General features: G+C 63.4%; 17 protein-coding genes. 7 read left to right on the top strand and 10 right to left on the bottom strand.

What is annotated here, in order from left to right:
* Positions 1–10: 10 nt before the first annotated feature.
* Positions 11–238 (top strand): hypothetical protein, encoded by a 228-nt coding sequence (locus tag WJU27_RS06545; RefSeq protein ID WP_341421509.1) that lies wholly within the window; start codon positions 11–13, stop codon positions 236–238.
* 182 nt (positions 239–420) lie between these two features.
* Here the strand turns inward: WJU27_RS06545 and WJU27_RS06540 are convergent, their stop codons facing one another.
* The 6 genes from WJU27_RS06540 to WJU27_RS06515 all read right to left on the bottom strand — a co-directional run bounded on the left by WJU27_RS06540 (position 421) and on the right by WJU27_RS06515 (position 6,151).
* Positions 421–1,725 (bottom strand): type II toxin-antitoxin system HipA family toxin, encoded by a 1,305-nt coding sequence (locus tag WJU27_RS06540; protein ID WP_341421508.1) that lies wholly within the window; start codon positions 1,723–1,725, stop codon positions 421–423.
* On the bottom strand, positions 1,725–2,048 hold the full coding sequence (locus WJU27_RS06535) for a helix-turn-helix domain-containing protein (protein ID WP_341421507.1): 324 nt from the start codon (positions 2,046–2,048) through the stop codon (positions 1,725–1,727). The genes WJU27_RS06540 and WJU27_RS06535 overlap by 1 nt, the downstream gene beginning before the upstream one ends.
* Positions 2,049–2,375: 327 nt before the next feature.
* Complete coding sequence (locus WJU27_RS06530; protein ID WP_341421506.1) at positions 2,376–2,684, bottom strand: hypothetical protein; 309 nt, start codon at positions 2,682–2,684, stop codon at positions 2,376–2,378.
* A 95-nt stretch (positions 2,685–2,779) separates the two neighbouring features.
* Positions 2,780–4,903, bottom strand: coding sequence for a DEAD/DEAH box helicase (locus tag WJU27_RS06525; RefSeq protein WP_341421505.1), 2,124 nt, complete (start codon positions 4,901–4,903; stop codon positions 2,780–2,782).
* A gap of 3 nt (positions 4,904–4,906) precedes the next feature.
* Complete coding sequence (locus tag WJU27_RS06520; protein ID WP_341421504.1) at positions 4,907–5,824, bottom strand: HamA C-terminal domain-containing protein; 918 nt, start codon at positions 5,822–5,824, stop codon at positions 4,907–4,909.
* A gap of 21 nt (positions 5,825–5,845) precedes the next feature.
* On the bottom strand, positions 5,846–6,151 hold the full coding sequence (locus tag WJU27_RS06515) for a DCL family protein (protein ID WP_341421503.1): 306 nt from the start codon (positions 6,149–6,151) through the stop codon (positions 5,846–5,848).
* A 203-nt stretch (positions 6,152–6,354) separates the two neighbouring features.
* On the opposite strand from WJU27_RS06515, the gene WJU27_RS06510 reads away from it, so the two are divergent.
* From WJU27_RS06510 to WJU27_RS06495, 4 genes are all read left to right on the top strand, one after another.
* Positions 6,355–6,777: a hypothetical protein gene (locus WJU27_RS06510; protein ID WP_341421502.1), complete on the top strand. Its 423-nt coding sequence runs from the start codon at positions 6,355–6,357 to the stop codon at positions 6,775–6,777.
* Between the two features lie 88 nt (positions 6,778–6,865).
* Positions 6,866–7,957, top strand: coding sequence for an HlyD family secretion protein (locus tag WJU27_RS06505; protein ID WP_341421501.1), 1,092 nt, complete (start codon positions 6,866–6,868; stop codon positions 7,955–7,957).
* On the top strand, positions 7,954–10,677 hold the full coding sequence (rbbA, locus tag WJU27_RS06500) for a ribosome-associated ATPase/putative transporter RbbA (protein WP_341421500.1): 2,724 nt from the start codon (positions 7,954–7,956) through the stop codon (positions 10,675–10,677). Before WJU27_RS06505 ends, rbbA begins: the two co-directional genes overlap by 4 nt.
* Entirely contained in the window at positions 10,677–11,804 is a 1,128-nt protein-coding gene (locus WJU27_RS06495) for an ABC transporter permease (RefSeq protein WP_341421499.1), read from the top strand. The genes rbbA and WJU27_RS06495 overlap by 1 nt, the downstream gene beginning before the upstream one ends.
* Before the next feature lie 321 nt (positions 11,805–12,125).
* On the opposite strand, the gene WJU27_RS06490 is transcribed toward WJU27_RS06495, so the two are convergent.
* From WJU27_RS06490 to WJU27_RS06475, 4 genes are all read right to left on the bottom strand, one after another.
* Positions 12,126–13,031 (bottom strand): sterol desaturase family protein, encoded by a 906-nt coding sequence (locus WJU27_RS06490; protein ID WP_341421498.1) that lies wholly within the window; start codon positions 13,029–13,031, stop codon positions 12,126–12,128.
* Positions 13,032–13,112: 81 nt separating this feature from the next.
* Complete coding sequence (locus WJU27_RS06485; RefSeq protein ID WP_341421497.1) at positions 13,113–14,300, bottom strand: MalY/PatB family protein; 1,188 nt, start codon at positions 14,298–14,300, stop codon at positions 13,113–13,115.
* On the bottom strand, positions 14,282–16,411 hold the full coding sequence (gene ovoA / locus WJU27_RS06480; RefSeq protein ID WP_341421496.1) for a 5-histidylcysteine sulfoxide synthase: 2,130 nt from the start codon (positions 16,409–16,411) through the stop codon (positions 14,282–14,284). The genes WJU27_RS06485 and ovoA overlap by 19 nt, the downstream gene beginning before the upstream one ends.
* Positions 16,412–16,580: 169 nt before the next feature.
* A complete protein-coding gene (locus WJU27_RS06475; protein ID WP_341421495.1) occupies positions 16,581–17,492 on the bottom strand; it encodes a LysR family transcriptional regulator in 912 nt (303 codons plus the stop codon).
* Positions 17,493–17,618: 126 nt separating this feature from the next.
* Between WJU27_RS06475 and WJU27_RS06470 the strand changes: the two genes are divergently transcribed.
* Positions 17,619–18,266 carry a glutathione S-transferase family protein gene (locus WJU27_RS06470; RefSeq protein WP_341421494.1) on the top strand — a complete coding sequence of 216 codons (648 nt, stop codon included), beginning with the start codon at positions 17,619–17,621 and terminating at the stop codon, positions 18,264–18,266.
* Between the two features lie 5 nt (positions 18,267–18,271).
* A complete protein-coding gene (locus WJU27_RS06465) occupies positions 18,272–19,162 on the top strand; it encodes a pyridoxamine 5'-phosphate oxidase family protein (RefSeq protein WP_341421493.1) in 891 nt (296 codons plus the stop codon).
* The last annotated feature ends 292 nt before the right edge of the window (positions 19,163–19,454 follow it).

The following is a 19,454-nucleotide window of genomic DNA, read 5'->3' as shown; positions in this document are numbered from 1 at the left end:
GAAATTTCCTTTGGATGACGGCTTTGACGCCGAACTGGGCGGCGCGTTTGAAATCACCCTCGTTCCAGGTAACGATGTCGGCGCCGGCTTTGACTGCAAGTTCGAGAACAAAATCGTCGTCAGGGTCTTAAAGGGCCGGGCGCCAGAGGTAGGCGAAGTGTCGCGCGAAGACGCCAGCGCTGTCAGCAGGCGGTTCGTATCGAGCGCGATGTTCGTGTTCAGTTGGTATCGCGGGTGATGCCATTTCTTTGTCAAGGCCGTTCGACGGGGCACTACGCCTTGCCCGCCGGAGGGCGTAATGAGCGCGTCCGTGCCGGAAGGCCGTACGAAGAAGCTTTCGCTCGTTGCTCGGGGCCAATCGCCCTCGCAACGGGATAGCTGACAGCCGTTTGCTCGCTGGCATGCGACTGGCGCCGATGTCTACCGGCCGAGCAGCTCGGCGCTCGCCTCCATCTGGCCGTGCTCGAAGGCCGGCGCGAAATCGTCCAGCTCGTGTTCCTGCAGTCCGACCTCGGGGCTCAGCGCGACCTGCCTCCACCGACAGACCGCCGCGTAGACCTCTTGCAACACCGACAAGGCCTGTTCCCTGTTCAACGCGAAGTATGAGGAGCGGGCCAGCAGCATCTGCACGTCGGTGATCGGCCCGTCCTGCTCCGACAGCCAGGTCTTCGATTCCCGGTCCTTGTCCGGAAACGGGTTGATGTCGAAGGCGGGCGCGAGACGCCATTGGCCGTGGGCCACGTGCAGAAAGCCGTGGTTCTGCAGGTGGTCGTCCACGTTGGTGATCAGCAGATTGAACGCCATGCGGCGCCAGAGCTGCTGCATGTCCTGCGTGGGCGCGTGGCCGTGGGCGCGGAGGGCGTCGGCGATCTCGGTGTAGCTGCGATCCTCCTCGCGCGACGCCTGCAGCAGCGATGCCGCCGACTGGTAGGGAATGCGGCCGTCGGCGCCATCGCGATCGAAGCGGCCGATCACGGCGACAGGCACTTCGTTTCCCTCGTCGCCCAGCAGAACGATGCGCGCGGGCGCGGTGTCGATGCCCGCGCGCGCTGCGAGCTTCAGCGCCAGCACCTCGCCGCGGGTGACGCTGCGCGTATCGCCCACACTGGGAAACTTGCCGATGGCGAGCCGGCCGTCTTCGTCCACCAGGGTGCACTTGGGGCGCATGCCGCCGAGCGAGGTGCCCTTGCCCTGCAGGTAGCGCAAGTCCTCGGCCGTCTCCTGTCCGCGCTCGACGGCGCGGCTGGCCTGGTAGATGCGCTGCAGTTCGATCAAGGGCGGGGTGCTGCGCCGTCCTTCGGGCGTCGTCTGGTGCCAGTCTCCCTCCGCATCGCGCAGGCGCAGCGCGCCGACGCGGCTGAAGTCATCCACCGCCAGCAGGTAATCCAGTTCGGTGAGGGCCGGCAGTTGCGGATCGGTCTTGCGGCGCTTGGCATGGGCGCGGGCGATGACGCGCCGCCCCCAGGCGTCGGGCGCGGTATCGGCGATGGCGCCATGAAATACGGAGTCGTGCGGCGAGCGCGCCTTGTGCGGCTGGTAGCCCGGCAGCAGTTGCAGGTCGGCCGATACATTGAAGCGCGCTGGGGTATCCAGCCAATGTGGGTCATAAGCAAAGGTGCAGTGCTCGCGCCGACCCTGCCGCACATGGACGAGCGAGCCAACAGGCAGACCGGCTTTGCCGATGCATACCTGGATCTGCCGGCGAGCCGACGGGGTTGCCGTCATCAGAGCGCTCCCGACGTTCCTGCCTTGCTGCGCACGCGCTTGGGCAGGTTCTCGTCCATCAGGGTCAGACCGATGTCGTCCTTTGTCGTGTCCAGCAGGTTTTCCAGCGACTGTATTTCGCCGAAGACGTGAAGCGCGCGGGCGAAGAAGTGAATGGGAACCCGCAGGTCGCCTTTCTCCATGCGCCGCACGGTGGACAGGGACGCGCCCATGCGCTCGGCGAGCGATGCCTGCGAAATGTGCCGCCGACGGCGGGCAAGGGAAATGTCGCCGCCAAGCTTCCGGATCGCCCGCTCGACTGGCAGAGGCACTGGGGATTCCATATTAAGTGTCCCGATAGGGTTGCTTATATTTTATTAATGTTTCTATCGGGATGATTATAGTCGACCGGCGGAGTGCGAAAGAACTACGCTTCTTGTGGGCGTCTTGACGACACAGAGAGGAGGGTTCGGTCCGGCAAGGACGCTCCGTCGGCGCTGCCAGCGAACATGCCGCCGGGCTGGCATTGAGGGGGCTCGGCTGTCGCGAACGATGCCGGGGCTGGGGTTACGTCGCCAGGGTTCGTCCCGAAAGGCTGAAGCGCGCTCGGGCTGCCGGTTGCGGCGCCGGAAAATAAATCAGGTCTGACCCTATTTATTACATTGTTTATCTTAATCCCCCACAACAGAATTTTGCTTGTTGTGTTGGGCTGATGCTTCGTCTTTGAGGGAAAGAAAGACGAGAAGGCCAAATATGTTTAGCGCAGGCAATAGCAGGACCCACCAAAGAGACCTGTTCTTGGCTTTCAATAAGAATATGCTTGCTGCCAAGAAAGATGTAAATTGAAGCGTAAACAGGCACATCCAGACGGCATCTTCCTTTCTGGATGGATCTGGGATCGTATAAATGCCAAGAGAGATGATCGCGGCAAAGCCAGTGGCTGCCGAAAGAATGCAGTATTTCTTGTACTTTGAAATCATGGAGTCACAGCCAGTATAAATATTTTAACCCGGTGTGAAAAAATAGAGGAAAGACCGCGATTTTGAAAACTAAGATGTTATTCGTGGTGCGTCCCCTATTGTTTCCCAACCGCCCTCGACTGTTGCAGGGTGATGCCATCGTAGAAGTAGTCTAGGACATATCTGTCAAAAGCAATAAGGCCTTCCACTTTTTCAAGTATTTCGAGCCTTAGAGTGTGCAGCCGGTCGATAGCCGTGTGGAGGTCCAGATCTTCGTCTTCAAAATTTATAAGCCCCGATGCGTGGATTTTCTTTGCCAGCATGCGTGGCAATCCGTACTCTTCGAGCGCCATTGTACAAGATGGCAAGAAAGCTCTTGATAGCTTCGCAATGTAAGACGAGATGTCCATCTTCTGGTCAGGTGCAATTTCTTTCTGGATGACATTGATGTCGTTCAGCAATGCGGTCAGTTTGAAGGTTGCATTGCGCTCTAATTTGAAGAATTCATCTATTGTAATGTCATGTGCTGATAGCTGATCTAGCAGTTCAGGAACGGAAAGGCTCCAATTGCTCGATAATACTCTTACGAATTCAGCAAATTTTGCGTAACCTACATCCCATCCGCCCGGGACCAATTTCAGGATTTTTTGAGAAAGCGTCCAGGCGCAATATTCGCTTGATGGCGCATGAAGGTTTGCAAGTGCCCTTACAAATTTTTGGTCATTCTTAATCGCAAGAGCTATCGTTCTAATAAACTCCGTGTCGCTTGAAATTAATGCGCCTTCGTTCCGCAATCGTTCAAACGACTCCTGGCCTATTATCTGCGTCATTTCCTCCTTGTATTGCAGTAGCTTTGCCAACTGCTTGTCACTGAGTTGTTGCTTGTATTTTTCATCATCGACGTCTGCCAACAACTCGTCTGGGAATGTCAATTCAAGCTGCGTGTCTGAAGGAGAGGGAGGCTCTTCTAAGATATAAATCTTACCGACGAAGTGCCTGAACATTCTTCCACCTCTCCCGATAATGTTGCGATATGTGAAATCGTCAAGTTTCAGATGGGCCTTTTTGTTGCTCCAAACGATGACGTTCTCGGCCGACGTATTTACCCCTTCTATGATTGATGAGGTTGATACCAGCGTTTGTAGCCCGTCCTTCTCCTCTTCGAAGAGTCGAACCTGTATCTGACTCAATGATCGATGAAGTTGTCCCGTATGGATGCCGACCCCACGCTTGACCAAATTAGTCAGTTTCCAATTTGGGTGATAGTTCGTCGCAAGCCAGGCGGAAAAATCGGATAGCAGCTGGCTATCCTCCTTGTTCGTGTTGTCTATCAGCAATGTCGTTACGCTATCAACGCCGGCGTATGAGCCTGCGTAAATCAGAGACTTTGTTTTGTGCTTGCCCAAGATTCTGATAAGCGCATCGTTTTTCTTCTGCACGTCTTTATTGATGTCCTTGTACTCCTCATGCTTCTCAAGGAACACCGTATTGAAATCCATACGCAGGAACGTCATACCCTTCGTGAATGGGTTGTCGTTCAAGTCGGCGATGTTAGGTGCTAAGTAGTACTTCTGTGCTGCCTTCTCGCCCAGCTTGAGCATAGCTTTCAGGAGGGCCGGTGACCGCTCCTTGTCGAACGCGCTGCTTGCCTTGTAAAACTCGTCAACGACCAGCAAGTCCAATTGTTCGAACTTGTCATAGTAGTGAATCGCCCTTTCCTGCGGAAAAATGAGGATGTTATTCTCTCCGAGTGCGACTTCCGATGTGGTTACAATTTTGTACTCGGCAGAAAATTTCTTGCTCAACCTACGTCTGGTTTCATCGGTCAACGCTATTGTGGGAACTAGAATCAGGACGTTTTTAGGCCTTTTGATTGCGATGTAGGCGTCGATGATCAAGCTTTTTCCGAAGCTCGTGGGGGCACTGAGAGCAAGGTTGTCGCCATCAAGAAGGTGTTTTAGAACTAACGATTGCTCACTGTGTAGCGTCACAGGCTCATTCTGCCCGATGTCCACTTTGAAAGATTCATAGACGAACCTGTCTTGCCAACTCGATGTCTCGGGGTCGAGATAGGGATACAACCCTGACTCTCGGATAAGGTGGTTCAATAACGTGTTGTAGGCTTGTTCCGTTTTTCCAATGACGTCAAGCAGGAAAATAAGACGATTTCTTGCTTCAATTTTCTCGTTCGCTTGAAGTAGGTCATTAATGGCGGAGCATTCCTCGAAGATGTCTGTCACCAGTTATCCCTTGTAAAATGCTACGGCATTCGTGAACTGATCAACTAGTTCTTGCCTGTCTGGAACGGGAAAAAGAATGATGTGAAACTTGATAGAGGAATACTTGGATACCTTATCCGAGAGCGCTTCAATTTGCTTCTTGAAGTAGGCGCTCGCGCGGTCAATGTGATACTCTCGGATTCTCGTTCTATATTCGTTGTTCATCTCCTTGGCTCCTGCTGTTATTGAGCACTGATGCAAGAGTAGGATGGGAACATGGAGGATTGGCTTGATACTATCCATCGAGTTGTCGGGTGACAATGCGAGCTTTATCTTGGTAGCCAGATCCTTGTTTTTGACGAGTCGATCTACCTCTGCCATGTTGGTGATGATGCTGTTTTCTTTCTTCAGCTTCTCAGTCTGCAGTGACTTCCCGACAGACTCGACGATGTCACCTAGCCTAGCGTTCTCGATACTGTTAAAAAACTTTGCCTCTCCGAACCAAAGCGAAAATGCGTCCTCTCCTTCGAGGACGATATGAACGCTATCTGCCCCTTTTGCGTTATCTTGCACATTTTGCTTAGTGAAAATCTTTGGGACCACGGGTAAAGCCTTGTAGTGGTGCTGCATGATTCCATAGAGCACGATTTCTGCTAGCTCACTTCCCTTCCCCTTGTCGTTCTCTTTGTCGGTCAGCCGCAATTTCATCGCTGCCTCCCGTAACGTTGAGTCACTCTTGCCTGCTAATTTTTCTCGCTCTTGGTCCGTCAGTGCCGTCAAAGCGATGTTGTCCCAGACGAAACTGTTGAATTTTCTTCGTCGCCACTTCTCATCCTCAAAATCGTTGGCTAAGCTCAGAACGGTTTTGTTCTCGATGGGAGTGAGTTCTGTCTCCTGAACAAGAGCTAGGTAGTCGTCATTTATGAGAATTTCGAAGTCCATAGATGTCATCTAATCAAAAGGTCAGTCGCCTTTTTGCGTCACGCATTTCTGGTAAGAGAAACCCTCCTTTGTTCCGTCCTTCAGAACCGCACAAAAGCACTGAGAGCCGAACTTCTCCGGCATGACTTCGAAATAATTGACACCAGGGCCAATTTTTGTCGGATAGTTCGGATGTCTCTTAAATAGTTCCGCGAGATGAGTGGAGTCCTCGGGTGAAACAGTTTCGCCAGGAATGTAGCGATTTAATATCTCTTGGAAAAAAACACGAGCCTTGCTTTGAGTGTCGAAGCTAATTGTTTCGAGGACTACTGGTTTTCCTCTTGCCATTTCTTCCTCCACTGATCTAGCGCATTACCAAAATACCCCGATGGCACATGGCATCCAGATCACCGGAAGAATGCCATCCGCGTGCGCAACTATAGCGCGTAGCCGGTTCCGTCACGCAAGCCCGACGCAAGCCCCGGCATTCAACCGCGCTACCGGGTAGATTCCTCTCCTTCCCGAACCTTCCCCGCATCGCCATCGCGCTCATGAATACCTCCTACCCCTCACCCCTCCACATCGAATGGTCCACGCTGCAGCACGACCACGAGCGCCATGAGCGTTGCGCGGTCGGGATCAAGATTGCCGCGGTGGCGTTGACGGCAGGCGCCGCATTGTTCGGTTTTCCTTTTGAACTGGCGGCACCGCTGACCGTGATCGTGTGGGTGATCGAGGCGATGCTGCGTACGGTGCAGGGGCGCTTGGGTCAGCGATTGCTGAAGGTGGAAACGCTGATCGCCGACGGGGCGTCGGAGTACGCGGCCTGCCAGTTGCACACCGAGTGGCAGGCGACGCGGCCGGGCGCGGTCGGGTTGTTGATGGAATACGCGACGAGTGCGCTGAAGCCGACGGTGGCCTTTCCGCACGCGCTGCTTCTGCTGCTGCAGGCGGCACTCGCGATCGCCGGCTGAGTCCTTTGCTGCATTGCGAAACATCAAGGCGCTGAAACGCGGGCCGGGGCACAATCGGGGCGACTCCCGCATTGCAACGGACTGAACCATGACTGCATCGCGTCGCCGCCTCGTTCTGGCGCTGTTCGTGCTCGCCGCCGCAGCGGCCGGCTATTACGGCTGGAAGCAGTACGCCGCACCGCCGGTGAGCGAGGCTTTCGCGTCCGGCAACGGTCGCATCGAGGCGACCGAGATCGACGTCGCCAGCAAGACCGGCGGCCGGCTGGAGAGCGTGGCGGTGCGCGAGGGTGACGACGTGAGCGCCGGCCAGGTCGTCGCGCTGATGGACGTGCGTGCGCAGCAAGCCGAACTGAAGATCAGCGACGCGCAGATCGAGCAGGCGAAGGCGACGCGCGCTGCGGCGGTCGCCGCGGTGGCGCAGCGGCAGAGCGATGTCGCCACTGCCGGCGCGGTGGTGTCGCAGCGGCAGAGCCAGCTGGCGCTGGCGGAGAAGGACATCGAGCGCACGCAGCGGCTGGTCGACAAGGGTTTCATTTCGACGCAGAAGCTGGACGTCGACCGCACCAGCAAGCAGTCGGCGCTGGATGCGCAGAAGGCGGCGTCCGCGCAGTTGCAGGGGGCGCGCTCGTCGATCGAGGCGGCGCGCGCCGCGGTGAAGCAGGCGGAAGCGGCGATCGAGGCGGCCGAGGCGCGCAGCGCGCGCATCCGCGTTGACCTGCAGGACGCGCAGCTGGTCGCGCCGGCCGACGGCCGTGTGCTGTACCGGCTGGCCGAACCGGGCGAGGTGCTGGCGGCGGGTGGCAAGGTGCTCACGCTGCTCGACATCACCGACGTCTATATGACCATCTTCCTGCCGACCTCGCAGGCCGGCCGCGTCGCCATCGGCACCGAGGCGCGCATCGTGCTCGATGTGCGGCCGGACATTTCGATACCCGCCAGCGTCAGCTTCGTGTCGCCGCAGGCGCAGTTCACGCCGAAGTCGGTCGAGACGCGCACCGAGCGCGAAAAGCTGATGTTCCGCGTGCGGGTGAAGATTCCGCCCGAGCTGCTGAAGGCGCACGCCAAACAGGTGAAGACCGGTCTGCCGGGCGTCGCCTGGGTGCGGCTCGATCCCGAAGCACCGTGGCCGGCGACGCTGCCGCCGCTGGTCGGTACGCCGAAGCCGCCGACGACGCCATGACGGACACGGTCGCCCGGCTCGCCGGTGTCGGCCTGCGCTACGGCGACACGGTGGCGCTCGACGACATCACGCTCGACATCCCGGCCGGCTGCATGGCCGGGCTGATTGGGCCGGATGGCGTCGGCAAGTCCAGCCTGCTGGCGCTGGTGGCCGGCGTGCGCGTGATCCAGCAGGGCGAGGTGGCTGTGCTGGGCGGCGACATGCGCGACCGCCACCACCGCGCCGCGGTGTGCCCGCGCATCGCCTACATGCCGCAGGGGCTGGGCCGCAATCTGTACATGACGCTGTCGGTGTTCGAGAACGTCGACTTCTTCGGCCGACTGTTCGGCCACGCCACGCGCGAGCGCGAGGCGCGCATCGCCGAACTGCTGGACAGCACCGGGCTCGCGGCCTTCCGCGACCGGCCGGCCGGCAAGCTGTCGGGCGGCATGAAGCAGAAGCTCGGCCTGTGCTGCGCGCTGATCCACGACCCCGACCTGCTGATCCTGGACGAGCCCACCACCGGCGTCGATCCGCTGTCGCGTCGCCAGTTCTGGCAGTTGATCGAGCGCATCCGCGCGCGCCGGCCCGGCATGAGCGTGCTGGTGTCCAGCGCCTACATGGGCGAGGCGGCCGGTTTCGACTGGCTGGCGGCGATGGACGACGGCCGCGTGCTCGCCACCGGTACGCCGGCTGAATTGCTGGCGCGCACCGGCGCCAAGGATCTCGACGCCGCCTTCATCGAGCTGCTGCCGCTGGCCAAACGCCAGGGGCATGAGGCGCTGGTGGTGCCGCCGCGCGTGGCGCAGGCGGATGGTCCGGCCATCGTTGCCGAAGGCCTCACGATGCGCTTTGGCGATTTCACCGCGGTCGACCACGTCGATTTCGAGATCGGCCGCGGCGAAATCTTCGGCTTCCTCGGCTCGAACGGCTGCGGCAAGACGACGACCATGAAAATGCTCACCGGCCTGCTGCCGCCGAGCGAGGGCAGGGCGCTGCTGTTCGGTCACGTGGTCGATGGCGGCGACATGGACACGCGCAAGCGCGTCGGCTTCATGACGCAGGCCTTTTCGCTGTACGGCGAACTGAGCGTGCGGCAGAACCTGGTGCTGCACGCCCAGCTCTTCCACCTGCCAGCGGCCGGCATCGCGGCGCGCGTCGCCGAGATGGTCGAGCGTTTTGGTCTGGCCGAATACCTTGATACGCAGGCCGCCGGTCTGCCGCTGGGCATACGGCAGCGGCTGTCGCTGGCGGTAGCGGTGATCCACAAGCCGGACATGCTCATCCTCGACGAGCCGACCTCGGGCGTCGATCCGGTCGCGCGCGACGGCTTCTGGCGGCTGCTGGTCGAGCTGTCGCGCCAGGACGGCGTGACCATCTTCGTGTCCACCCACTTCATGAACGAGGGTGAGCGCTGCGACCGCATATCGCTGATGCACGCCGGCCGCGTGCTGGCCAGCGACACGCCGGCGGCGCTGATCGAGCGGCGAGGTGCCGCGTCGCTGGAAGAGGCTTTCGTCGCCTACCTCGAAGAGGCGACTGGCGACGGCGCGCAGCCAGTGGCCACCGAGGCGCCCGTCGCGGCGCCACCCGCTCAGCCCGCCGCGCCGCCCGCGCCTTTCAGCCGGCGCCGGCTGCTCGCCTATGCGCGGCGCGAGTGGCTGGAAGTGCTGCGCGACCCGGTGCGGCTCACCTTCGCGCTGCTCGGCTCGGTCATCATGGTGCTCATCCTCGGCTATGGCATTTCGATGGACGTCGAGGACCTGAAATTCGCCGTGCTCGACCGCGACGACACGCCGGAAAGCCGCGCCTACATCGAAAACATGGCGGGCTCGCGTTACTTCATCGAACAGCCGCCGCTGGCCGGCAGCGACGAACTGGACCGCCGCATGCGTGCCGGCGAACTGAGCGTGGCGCTGGAAATTCCGCCGGAATTCGGGCGCCGGCTGCGCAGCGGCCACGCGGTCGAGATCGGCGTCTGGGTCGATGGCGCCATGCCTTTCCGCGCCGAAACCACGCTCGGCTACGTGCAGGGTCTGCACGCCGACTTCCTGCAGCAGGCGGCGGTGCGCGAAGGGCTGCCGGCCACCGCCTACCCGGCGAAGCTGGACATGCGCTACCGGTACAACCAGGACTTCCGCAGCGTGTTCGCGATGGTGCCGGCGGTTATTCCGCTGCTGCTCACCTTCATCCCGGCCATCCTGATGGCGGTCGGCGTGGTGCGCGAGAAGGAACTGGGTTCGATCACCAATCTGTACGCCACACCGGTCACCCGTCTGGAATTCCTGATCGGCAAGCAGCTGCCCTACATCGCTGTCAGCATGGTGAGCTTCTACGGGCTGGTGCTGCTCGCGGTATTCGTGTTCGAGGTGCCGCTGAAAGGCAGCCTGCTGTCGCTGAGCCTGGGCGCGCTCATTTTCGTCACCGCCACCACCGGCCTCGGGCTGCTGATGTCCTCGTTCGCGCGCACGCAGATCGCCGCACTCGCGGCGACAGCGGTGGTGACCATGCTGGCGACGGTCACCTTCTCCGGGCTCACGCATCCGGTGTCCTCGCTCGAAGGCGTGGGCCGCACGATAGGCACGTTTTTCCCGGCGACCTATTTCCTCAACATCAGCCGCGGCCTGTTCACCAAGGCGCTTGACATGCGCGACCTGTACGCCGACTTCCTCGCGCTGGCCGCCTTCGTGCCCGTGCTTACCGTGCTCAGCGTGTGGCTGCTGAAGAAGCAGGAGCGATGATGAGGAAGCGCTTTCTCAACGCCTGGCGGCTCGGGCTCAAGGAACTGATGAGCCTGTGGAACGACAAGGTGCTGCTCATCATGATCGTGTGGGCCTTCTCCGGCGGCATCTACAGCGCGTCGACGGCGACCTCGCAGGAGCTGCACAACGCGCCCATCGGCATCGTGGACGAGGACCGCTCGGTATTGAGCGAGCGCATCGCCGGCGCCTTCTACGGCCCGTACTTCCGGCCGCCGGAAATGATCACGGAGGGGCAGGGCGACGCCGGGCTGGACGCCGGGCTGTACACCTTCGTCATGGTCATCCCGCCCGATTTCGAGCGCGACGTGCTGGCCGGCGCGCAACCGTCGATACAGGTGAACATCGACGCGATGCGGGTGAGCCAGGCTTTCATCGGCGCCAACTACATCCAGAACATCGTGCTCGGCGAGGCGGTCGAGTTCGTGCAGCACCGGCGCAGCGAAACGGTGGCGCCGATCTCGCTCGCGCCCACCATTCTGTTCAATCCCAACCTGACCAGCGCCTGGTTCGGCAGCGTGATGGAAATCATCAACAACGTCACCATGCTGTCGGTCATCCTGACTGGTGCTGCGCTGATCCGCGAGCGCGAGCACGGCACGCTGGAACACCTGCTGGTGATGCCGCTGGGCGCCTTCGAAATCATGCTGGCCAAGGTGTGGTCGATGGCGCTGGTGGTGTGGGTGGCGGTGCTGCTGTCGCTGTACTTCGTGGTCGAGCGCGCGCTGGCGGTGCCGATCGCCGGCTCGATTCCGCTGTTCATGGCCGGCACGCTGGTGCAGCTGCTGGCCACCACCTCGCTCGGCATCTTCATCGGCACGCTGTCGCGCAACATGCCGCAGCTCGGGCTGATGATGATCCTCGTCATCCTGCCGCTGGAGCTGCTGTCCGGCGGCATGACGCCGCGCGAGAGCATGCCGCAGGCGGTGCAGGCCATCATGCAGTTCGCGCCGACCACCCACTTCGTCAGCCTCGCCCAGGCGGTGCTCTACCGCGGCGCCGGCCTCGACGTGGTCTGGCCCAGCCTGCTCGCAATCGCCGCCATCGCGTCGGCCTTCTTCACCGCCTCGCTGCTGATGTTCAGGCGCAGCATCGCAGCGCAGGGCTGAGGTTCGAGCGCCGCAATCGCGAGCAAGCTCGCTCCCACAAGAACGCGGCTCCGGCGACGGTTCGGGAGTGCTCTCGTGGGAGCGAGCTTGCTCGCGACGCGGCCTCTGCCATCCGCCGGCTTCGATGCAAGCCGCAGTCGGGGTCAGACGACCCCTCCCACAGAACCCCGGCTCCGACCGCGAATCGGGCGCGATCCCGGTGGGAGCGGCCTTGGCCGCGACTCGGCCGACGATATCGCGCTGTCCTCCGCTTGACCGCCGATGCCGCTGCGGTCGGTCCCAAGGTCTTGCCCGGGTTCAGGCCCAGGGCTGGGGCTGCGCTCAGTCCTGCGCTAACCTTGCCGGACGCAGGCGCGCCTCGGCCTGTATGGCCTGCCAGCGGAAGGGGGCCAGGACCTGGCCCGGGTAGTCGTCGGGCATGGCGTCGGCGATGCCAATGATCCGCGGCGGATCCCGGTCCGGCGGACGGTACCAGGTGCCGAACACGTGATCCCACACGAGCAGGTTCTCGCCGTAGTTGGTGTTGCCCTCCATGGCATTCGGCGCGTGGTGCCAGCGGTGCATGTGCGGCGTCGTGAACAGCCAGTCGAGCACGCCGGTGTGCATGCGGACGTTGCAATGGGTGAGCAGGCCGACGAAGGCGGTGAGGGCGCTCACCCAGTCCAGCACGGCCTGCGGCGCGCCGGCCGCCAGCAGCAGGGGCAGCGAAAACAGCACGCTGCGTGCGGTGTCGACCAGATGGAAACGGCCGGTATTGAAGAACCAGAGCCTGCGCACGCTGTGGTGAATCGCGTGGTAGGGCCACATTGGCGCCCACTCGTGCGACACGCGGTGCGCCCAGTAGAACCCGAATTCCGCGATGACCAGTGCCAGCGCGACCTGCAGAGGCAGGGGCCAGTGCGCGGGCCACAGACTGCCAGCCGGTCGCAGCGCGTCGAACCATCCGAACGTACCGCCGGCGATCACCAGAACGAACACGATGGACTTCGACAGGGCGGTGTGCAGGAAGTCGGGCCACATCTGCCCGTCGTTGCGCAGCCAGTCGACCTCGTGCGGACGCCGCTTCTCCAGCTGCCACAGCGCCAGTATCAGCATCAGGTAGGCCGCACAGAACCCGGACGCTCGCGTTCCCTGCTCGATACCGAAGGCGGTGATGGCGATGCAAGCCGCGAGCAGGCCGGGCCAGATAAGCAGGTTTGCCCGGTCAGATCGAGGCGCCGTATTCATGGGGAGGCGAGCCTATGAAGCATCGATGACACCCGCGTGACAGCACGGAGAAGATGCGTCGCCGCAACGACAGCCACGAGTTCAGCGCTGTGCGACCGCCGTTTCCAGGCGGGCCAGCGCGTCGCGGATGACGGCGCGCGGCGAGGCGAGGTTGAGGCGCATGTGGCCGCTGCCGCCGGTGCCGAAGGTCTTGCCCGGGTTCAGGCCGAGGCCGGCGCCGATGAAGAAGTCGCGCAGCGCGTCGTCGTCGAGACCGAGGCCGCGGCAGTCCAGCCACAGCAGGTAGGTGCCTTCCGGTGCGACCGGGTGTATGCCGCGCAGGCGGTGGGTGACGGTGTCGATCACCTCGTCGCGCGTGGTTTCGAGATAGTCCATCAGCGCGTCCAGCCACGGCCCACCGTCGCGGTAGGCGGCTTCGAAGGCGGCGACGCTGAAGGGGTTGGACGCACTGACGTGCAGCGTGCCGAACACGCGTTCGACCGCGCGTCGCTCGGCGTCGTCGGCGATCAGCGCGGACAGGCCCAGACCGGGCACGTTGAAGGTCTTGCTCGGCGCCACCGTGGTCAGCACGCGGTCGCCGGGGCGCGCCAGCGTGGCCAGCGGCAGGTGGCGCACGCCGGGGTAGGTGAGGTCGGCGTGGATTTCATCGGACAGCACGACCAGCTCATGCCGGCGCGCGATGGCCAGCAGGGTGTCCAGTTCCTCGTGTGACCACACGCGGCCGACCGGGTTGTGCGGCGAGCAGAGCAGCAGCAGTTTCGATCCGGCGCGCGCGGCGCAGCCTTCGAGCTGGTCGAAATCCATGGTCCAGCGGCCATCGCGCTCGATCAGCGGGTTTTCGACGACGCGCCGGCCGGTGTCACGGATGGCCGAGAAGAAGGGCGGATAGACCGGCGGCTGCACGATCACGTTGTCGCCAGGCTTGGTGAAGGCCTGCACCGCGGCATACAGCGTCGGCACGACGCCCGGGCAGAAATGGATGTGCTCGCGCGCGACGTTCCAGCCGTGGCGCGCGGCCAGCCAGCGTTCGAGTGCTTCGAAGGCGCCGTCCGGGTACAGCGTGTAGCCGTACACCGGGTGGCGCGCGCGCTCGGCCAGTGCGGCGACCACGGCCGGTGGCGCGGCGAAGTCCATGTCGGCCACCCACAGCGGGGTGACCTGCTCGGTGCCGAACACCGCGGCGCGGCCGTCGTGCTTGACGCTGGCCGTGCCGTCGCGCGGGATCGGCTGATCGAAATCGAAGGAAGTGCTCAGCGTACGCGCTCCCACAGCGTCACTTCGGCCAGCGTGTGCTGGTGCTTGCGACGGGTCTCGCGGATGACGAAGGGCACGTCGCGCGGCGCGCCGACCATGCGGAAGCGCTCGCCCAGCACGGCCTTCAGGCCGTCCAGCGTGGTCCAGCTCTCGCCATCCTTCTTGAAGCCGCCCAGCCAGTCCTCGCGTTTCGTGTGTTCCTCCAGCCAGGTGTAGGGCGAGGTGATCATCAGCAGGCCGCCGATGTTCAGCCGCTCGTGCACCGCCGACAGGAAGGCCTTCGGGTCGTACAGCCGGTCGATCAGGTTGGCAGCGACGATGAGGTCGTAGCCGGTCAGTACGCTCTTCAGATTGCAGGCGTCGCCCTGCATGAACTCGACCCGGCCGCGCACCGACTCCAGCCCCATGTCGGCCAGGCGGCGCGTCTTGTAAGACACCAGCTCGCCCTCATCGACCAGCGTGTAGCGCAGTTCGCCCTGTTCGGCCAGGTGCACGCCGGCGTTGATGAAGCGGGCCGAGAAGTCGACGCCGGTCACGTGTTCGAAGCGACGGGCCAGTTCGAAGCTGGCGCGACCGGTGGCGCAGCCCAGGTCGAGCGCGCGCCGCGCAGGCCGATCACCCATTGCCTCGATGGCGATGGTCGCCAGCGCCTTCGGGAAGTTGGGCACGCCGAAGTACTCGTCGCCGTAGTGGAATTCGGCGTACTCGGACAGCTGCCGGTCGCTTTCGTAATAGACGTTCGGCGCGCTGGCCGGTGCATCGCTGATCACGTATCGGAACCCCGCATGCTGGAAGAAGTGGCGACGGAAGGCGTAGCGCGATTCGCGCGTTGCCTCGTTGCCACAGGAAACCCACGCGCCGCCCTTCATCAGGGTGTGGCGCGCGTCGAAGGTGGGCGTCGAGAAATCGTCGTAGATCGGGTGCACGTCGAAGCCGGCGAAGGGGTAGATCGGCGTCTCCGTCCATTGCCAGACATTGCCGACCACGTCGAAGAAGTCGCCGTGGGCGAAACGATCGACTGGGCAGGACGACGCCCAGTGATCGAGGTGCAGATTGGCGGGCGCCTTGGTATTCACAGGCACTTCGGCGACGCCGGCGACGTCGTACAGGCGGTACCACTCGTCCTCGGTCGGCAGCCGTACCGGGCGACCGGTCTTCGCCGCCTTCCACTTGCAGAAGGCGCGCGCCTCGTGGCAATTGGTTTCGACCGGCCAGTTCCATGGCATCGGCACTTCTTCCAGCATCAGTCGCAGCTGCCAGCCCTCAGGCTTGCGCCGCCAGAACTCCGGGTGATCGATGCCGGCCTGCAGCCGGAAATCGCGCCAGCCCCTGCCTTCGTCGTCCCACCAGGCGTCGTTGCGGTAGCCGCCGTCGTCGATGAATTCGAGGAATTCGCGGTTGCTGACGATATGCCGGCTCGCTTCGAACGCCGCCACCGCGACTTCGCGCGTTTCGTATTCGTTGTCCCAGCCGTAGATCGGGTCGTTGCGGCGCCGGCCCATGCGCGCAAGGCCGGCCGTCACCGGAACAGTCGTATTCACCGGCGCTTCGCCGCTGTCGCGACAGGGCGCCCAGGCCGGATGGGTGCGCACGAATTCGAGCCGGCTCTGGCGGATCAGTACCGACGACGTTTCGAGGTGGATGCGCTCATGTTCGATGCCCATGATGATGCTCCACCACGGGTTGCTCCAATTCACCGGCAGCGTGAGCGGCGCCTCGTTGATGACCCGGTCCACCAGACGCCGGACTTCGTTGCGGTAGTCGCGCACCGCCTGCACGCTCGGCCAGTCGTAGTTCGCCTCGTTGAGGTCGTCCCAGCTCATTTCATCGACGCCGACCGCGAACATCGATTCGAAGCGCGGATTGATGCGCTCATGGATCAGCCCGGCCAGCAGCAGCTTGTTCACGAAGAAGGTCGCGGTGTGGCCGAGATAGAAGATGAGCGGGTGGCGCAGCGCGATCGGCTTGCGGTAGTAGGCCTCGTCGCAGGTGAGCACTTCGAACAGCTGTTCGTAGCGGCTGAAGGTCGCGTGGAAGTAGTCGCGCAGCGTGCTGCGCATGGCGGCGGGATCGGTCGCGTCGAGTCGCGGCGTGCGCAGGAAGAGGACGTCCTGGTGGGCTTGCATGCTCTTGTTGTACTCCGGCGGATGCGGGTGTTGGAGGGGCGGCCGGTGGCTTGGGATCATGGCGCGATCATCCCGGTGAACGGACGTTTCCGGCTGCCGTCGCGCGTGAGACGCGGTACGGCGCCGGTAAGTTCAGACATTGTGCCGCGACCGGCGCGGCGTGCGCGTGTCACGCCGGCTCCGGCGCGAAGGCGGCGCTGTCACTGCCCAGTTCGCGCTTCAGCCAGTCGACCAGCAGCCGGGTGCGGCCAGGCAGCAGGCGGGCGTGCGGATAGATGACGTTCACCGGCCGCGGCGGCGGTTCGAAATCGCGCAGCACGACGCGCAGTTCGCCGCGCTCGAGCTGCGGCCGCACCTGATAGCAAAGGAAGAGCCCGAAGCCGGCGCCGGCCGTGCAGGCGTCCACCGCCGGAGCGATGTGGTTGAACTCGAGATTGCCGGTGACCGGCACCTGCAGCGCGCGGCCGTTCGTCCTGAAGGTCCATGCAAAGCTGGAAGCGCCGGTAAAGCGCACGCAGGGGGCGTGACGCAGCGCGTCCGGATGCATCGGTTCGCCGCGCTCGGCGAGCAGGGCCGGGCTTGCGACGACGACGCGGCGTATCGAACCCAGCGGCTGGGCCACCAGGCCGGAGTCGTCGAGCGCGCCGATGCGTACGCCGACGTCGATGCCTTCCTCAAGCAGATTGACCACGCGGTCGTGCAGCAGCACGCGCAGTTTCACGCGCGGATGGCGCAGCGCGAAACGGGTGACCGCCGGCGCGACATACATCTGGCCGAACTGCACCGGCGCGGTCAGCGTGATCGGCCCCGACGGCTCGGACGCGCCTTCCTTCAGCGCGTCCTCGGCGTCCTGTACCGCCGACAGCACCTGACGGCAGCTTTCGAGATAGCTGCGGCCTTCGTCGGTCAGCGCGATCCGCCGCGTCGTCCGGTTCATCAGGCGTGCGCCCAGATGTGCCTCCAGCGCCGCCAGCGTGCGCACGACGGCCGGCAGCGAACTGTCGAGTGTCCGTGCGGCCGCAGTGAGGCTGCCCTGTTCGGCGATTTCGACGAAGGTGCGCATGGCCCTGAGTGTGTCCATGCCGCGATATTACTGCGCCAAGTGGATGAGTGTTATCCGATTTCGCTCATTTATTGCTCCATTCGGATTTCGGATACTCCATTCCGTCGCCACCCGGCGCCGCAAAATCAACCCGAGGAGCCTGCAATGTCCCTGATCGCCACGCACCAACCGGATGCCCCCATCGTGCTGAACGGCTTCAAGCTGTCCGGCCACAGTCACCGGGTCGAACTGTTCCTCGAACTGCTCGGCCTGCCCTATGAATTCCGCCAGGTCGATCTGGCCGGCGGCGAACACAAGAAACCCGCCTTCCTGGCGAAGAACTGCTTCGGTCAGGTGCCGGTGATCGAGGACGGCGCCACCGTCATCGCCGATTCGAACGCCATCCTGATCTATCTGGCACAGCGCTACGCCCCCGGCCGCTGGCTGCCGCAGGACCCGGCAGGCCAGGCCGAGGTGCAGCGCTGGCTCACCGTCGCGGCCGGCCTGGTCGCCTTCGGCCCGGCCGCCGCACGGCTGGTGACGCTGTTCCGCGCCCAGTTCGACACGCAGGAGGTGATCGCCCGCGCGCATCGGCTGCTTGCCGTGATGGACGGCGAACTGGCTGGCCGCGACTGGCTGGTCGGCAGCGCGCCGACGCTGGCGGACGTCGCGGTGTACACCTACGTGGCACACGCGCCGGAAGGCAATGTGTCGCTCGACGACTATCCGAACGTGCGCGCCTGGCTCGCCCGTGTCGAAGCGCTGCCGGGCTTCGTCGCGATGCCGGTGAGCAAGGTCGGCCTGCGCGCCTGAACGCCATGGAAACCGGACGCGATCCCTTCCACGATGGCGAGCGCGCGATGCAGGCGCGTGCAGGCATGCAGCAGCGCATGGCCGAAATCGGCGCGCGCGTCATCCGTGACCACATGCCGGAGCAGCACCGCGACTTCTTCGCGCTGCTGCCCTTCCTGATCGCTGGCAGCGTCGACGCCGATGGCCAGCCCTGGGCGTCGGTGCTGCACGGGCCGCCGGGTTTCGTGCGGTCGCCCGATCCGCGCACCTTGCACGTCGATGCCCGGCCGCCGGCCGGCAGTCCGCTGGCGGGGCATCTGCGCGACGGTGCAGCGCTCGGGCTGCTCGGCATCCAGCCCCATACACGCCGGCGCAACCGGATGAACGGGCGCGTCGCTCGTATGAGCGAGACCGGCTTCGACGTCGAGGTGGAGCAGAGCTTCGGCAACTGTCCGCAGTACATCCGCACGCGTGAAGCGTTCTACTTCGAAGAGGGCGCGCCCGGTGCGCCGCAGCCGCTCGCGGCTCTCGACGACGCGGCGCGCGCACTGATCGCGTCCGCCGACACGCTGTTCATCGCCAGCGCGCATGCCGATGGCGTCGATGTGTCGCACCGCGGCGGTGAGCCGGGTTTCGTGTCGGTCGACCGCAGCGACGTGCTGACGCTGCCCGACTACGCCGGCAACTTCTTCTTCAACACGCTGGGCAACCTGCTGCTCGACCCGCGCGCCGGTCTTCTGTTCATCGACTTCGACAGCGGCGACCTGCTGCACGTGAGCGCCCGTGCCGAGATCGTGTGGGACGGTGACGAAGTCGCCGCCCACCCGGGCGCGCAGCGGCTGCTCCGTCTGAACGTAAGTGGTGCACTGCGCGTGCCACGCGGCCTGCCGCTGGAGTGGTCGGCCAGCGCCGATTAGGCGTAGCACCGTCACGGTCGGGCGGGTTCTGTGGGAGGGGTCTTCTGACCCCGACGGCGGCCGGGATCGCGGCCGGCGGACTGCAGAGGCAGCGTCGCGGCCAAGGCCGCTCCCACAAGGGATCGCGCCCGATCCGGGTCGGAGTCCGGGTTCTGTGTAGAGGTCTCCTGACCCCGACGGCGGCCGGTATCGAAGCCGGCGGACAGCAGAGGCCGCATCGCGGCCAAGGCCGCTCCCACAAGGGAGGCGTGCCCGATCCGGGTCGGAGTCCGGGTTCTGTGGGAGGGGTCTT

Origin of the sequence: Methyloversatilis sp. NSM2 (assembly GCF_038066675.1) — a bacterium.
Classification (GTDB): domain Bacteria; phylum Pseudomonadota; class Gammaproteobacteria; order Burkholderiales; family Rhodocyclaceae; genus Methyloversatilis; species Methyloversatilis discipulorum_A.
This window is presented reverse-complemented; position numbering and strand designations above follow the sequence as displayed.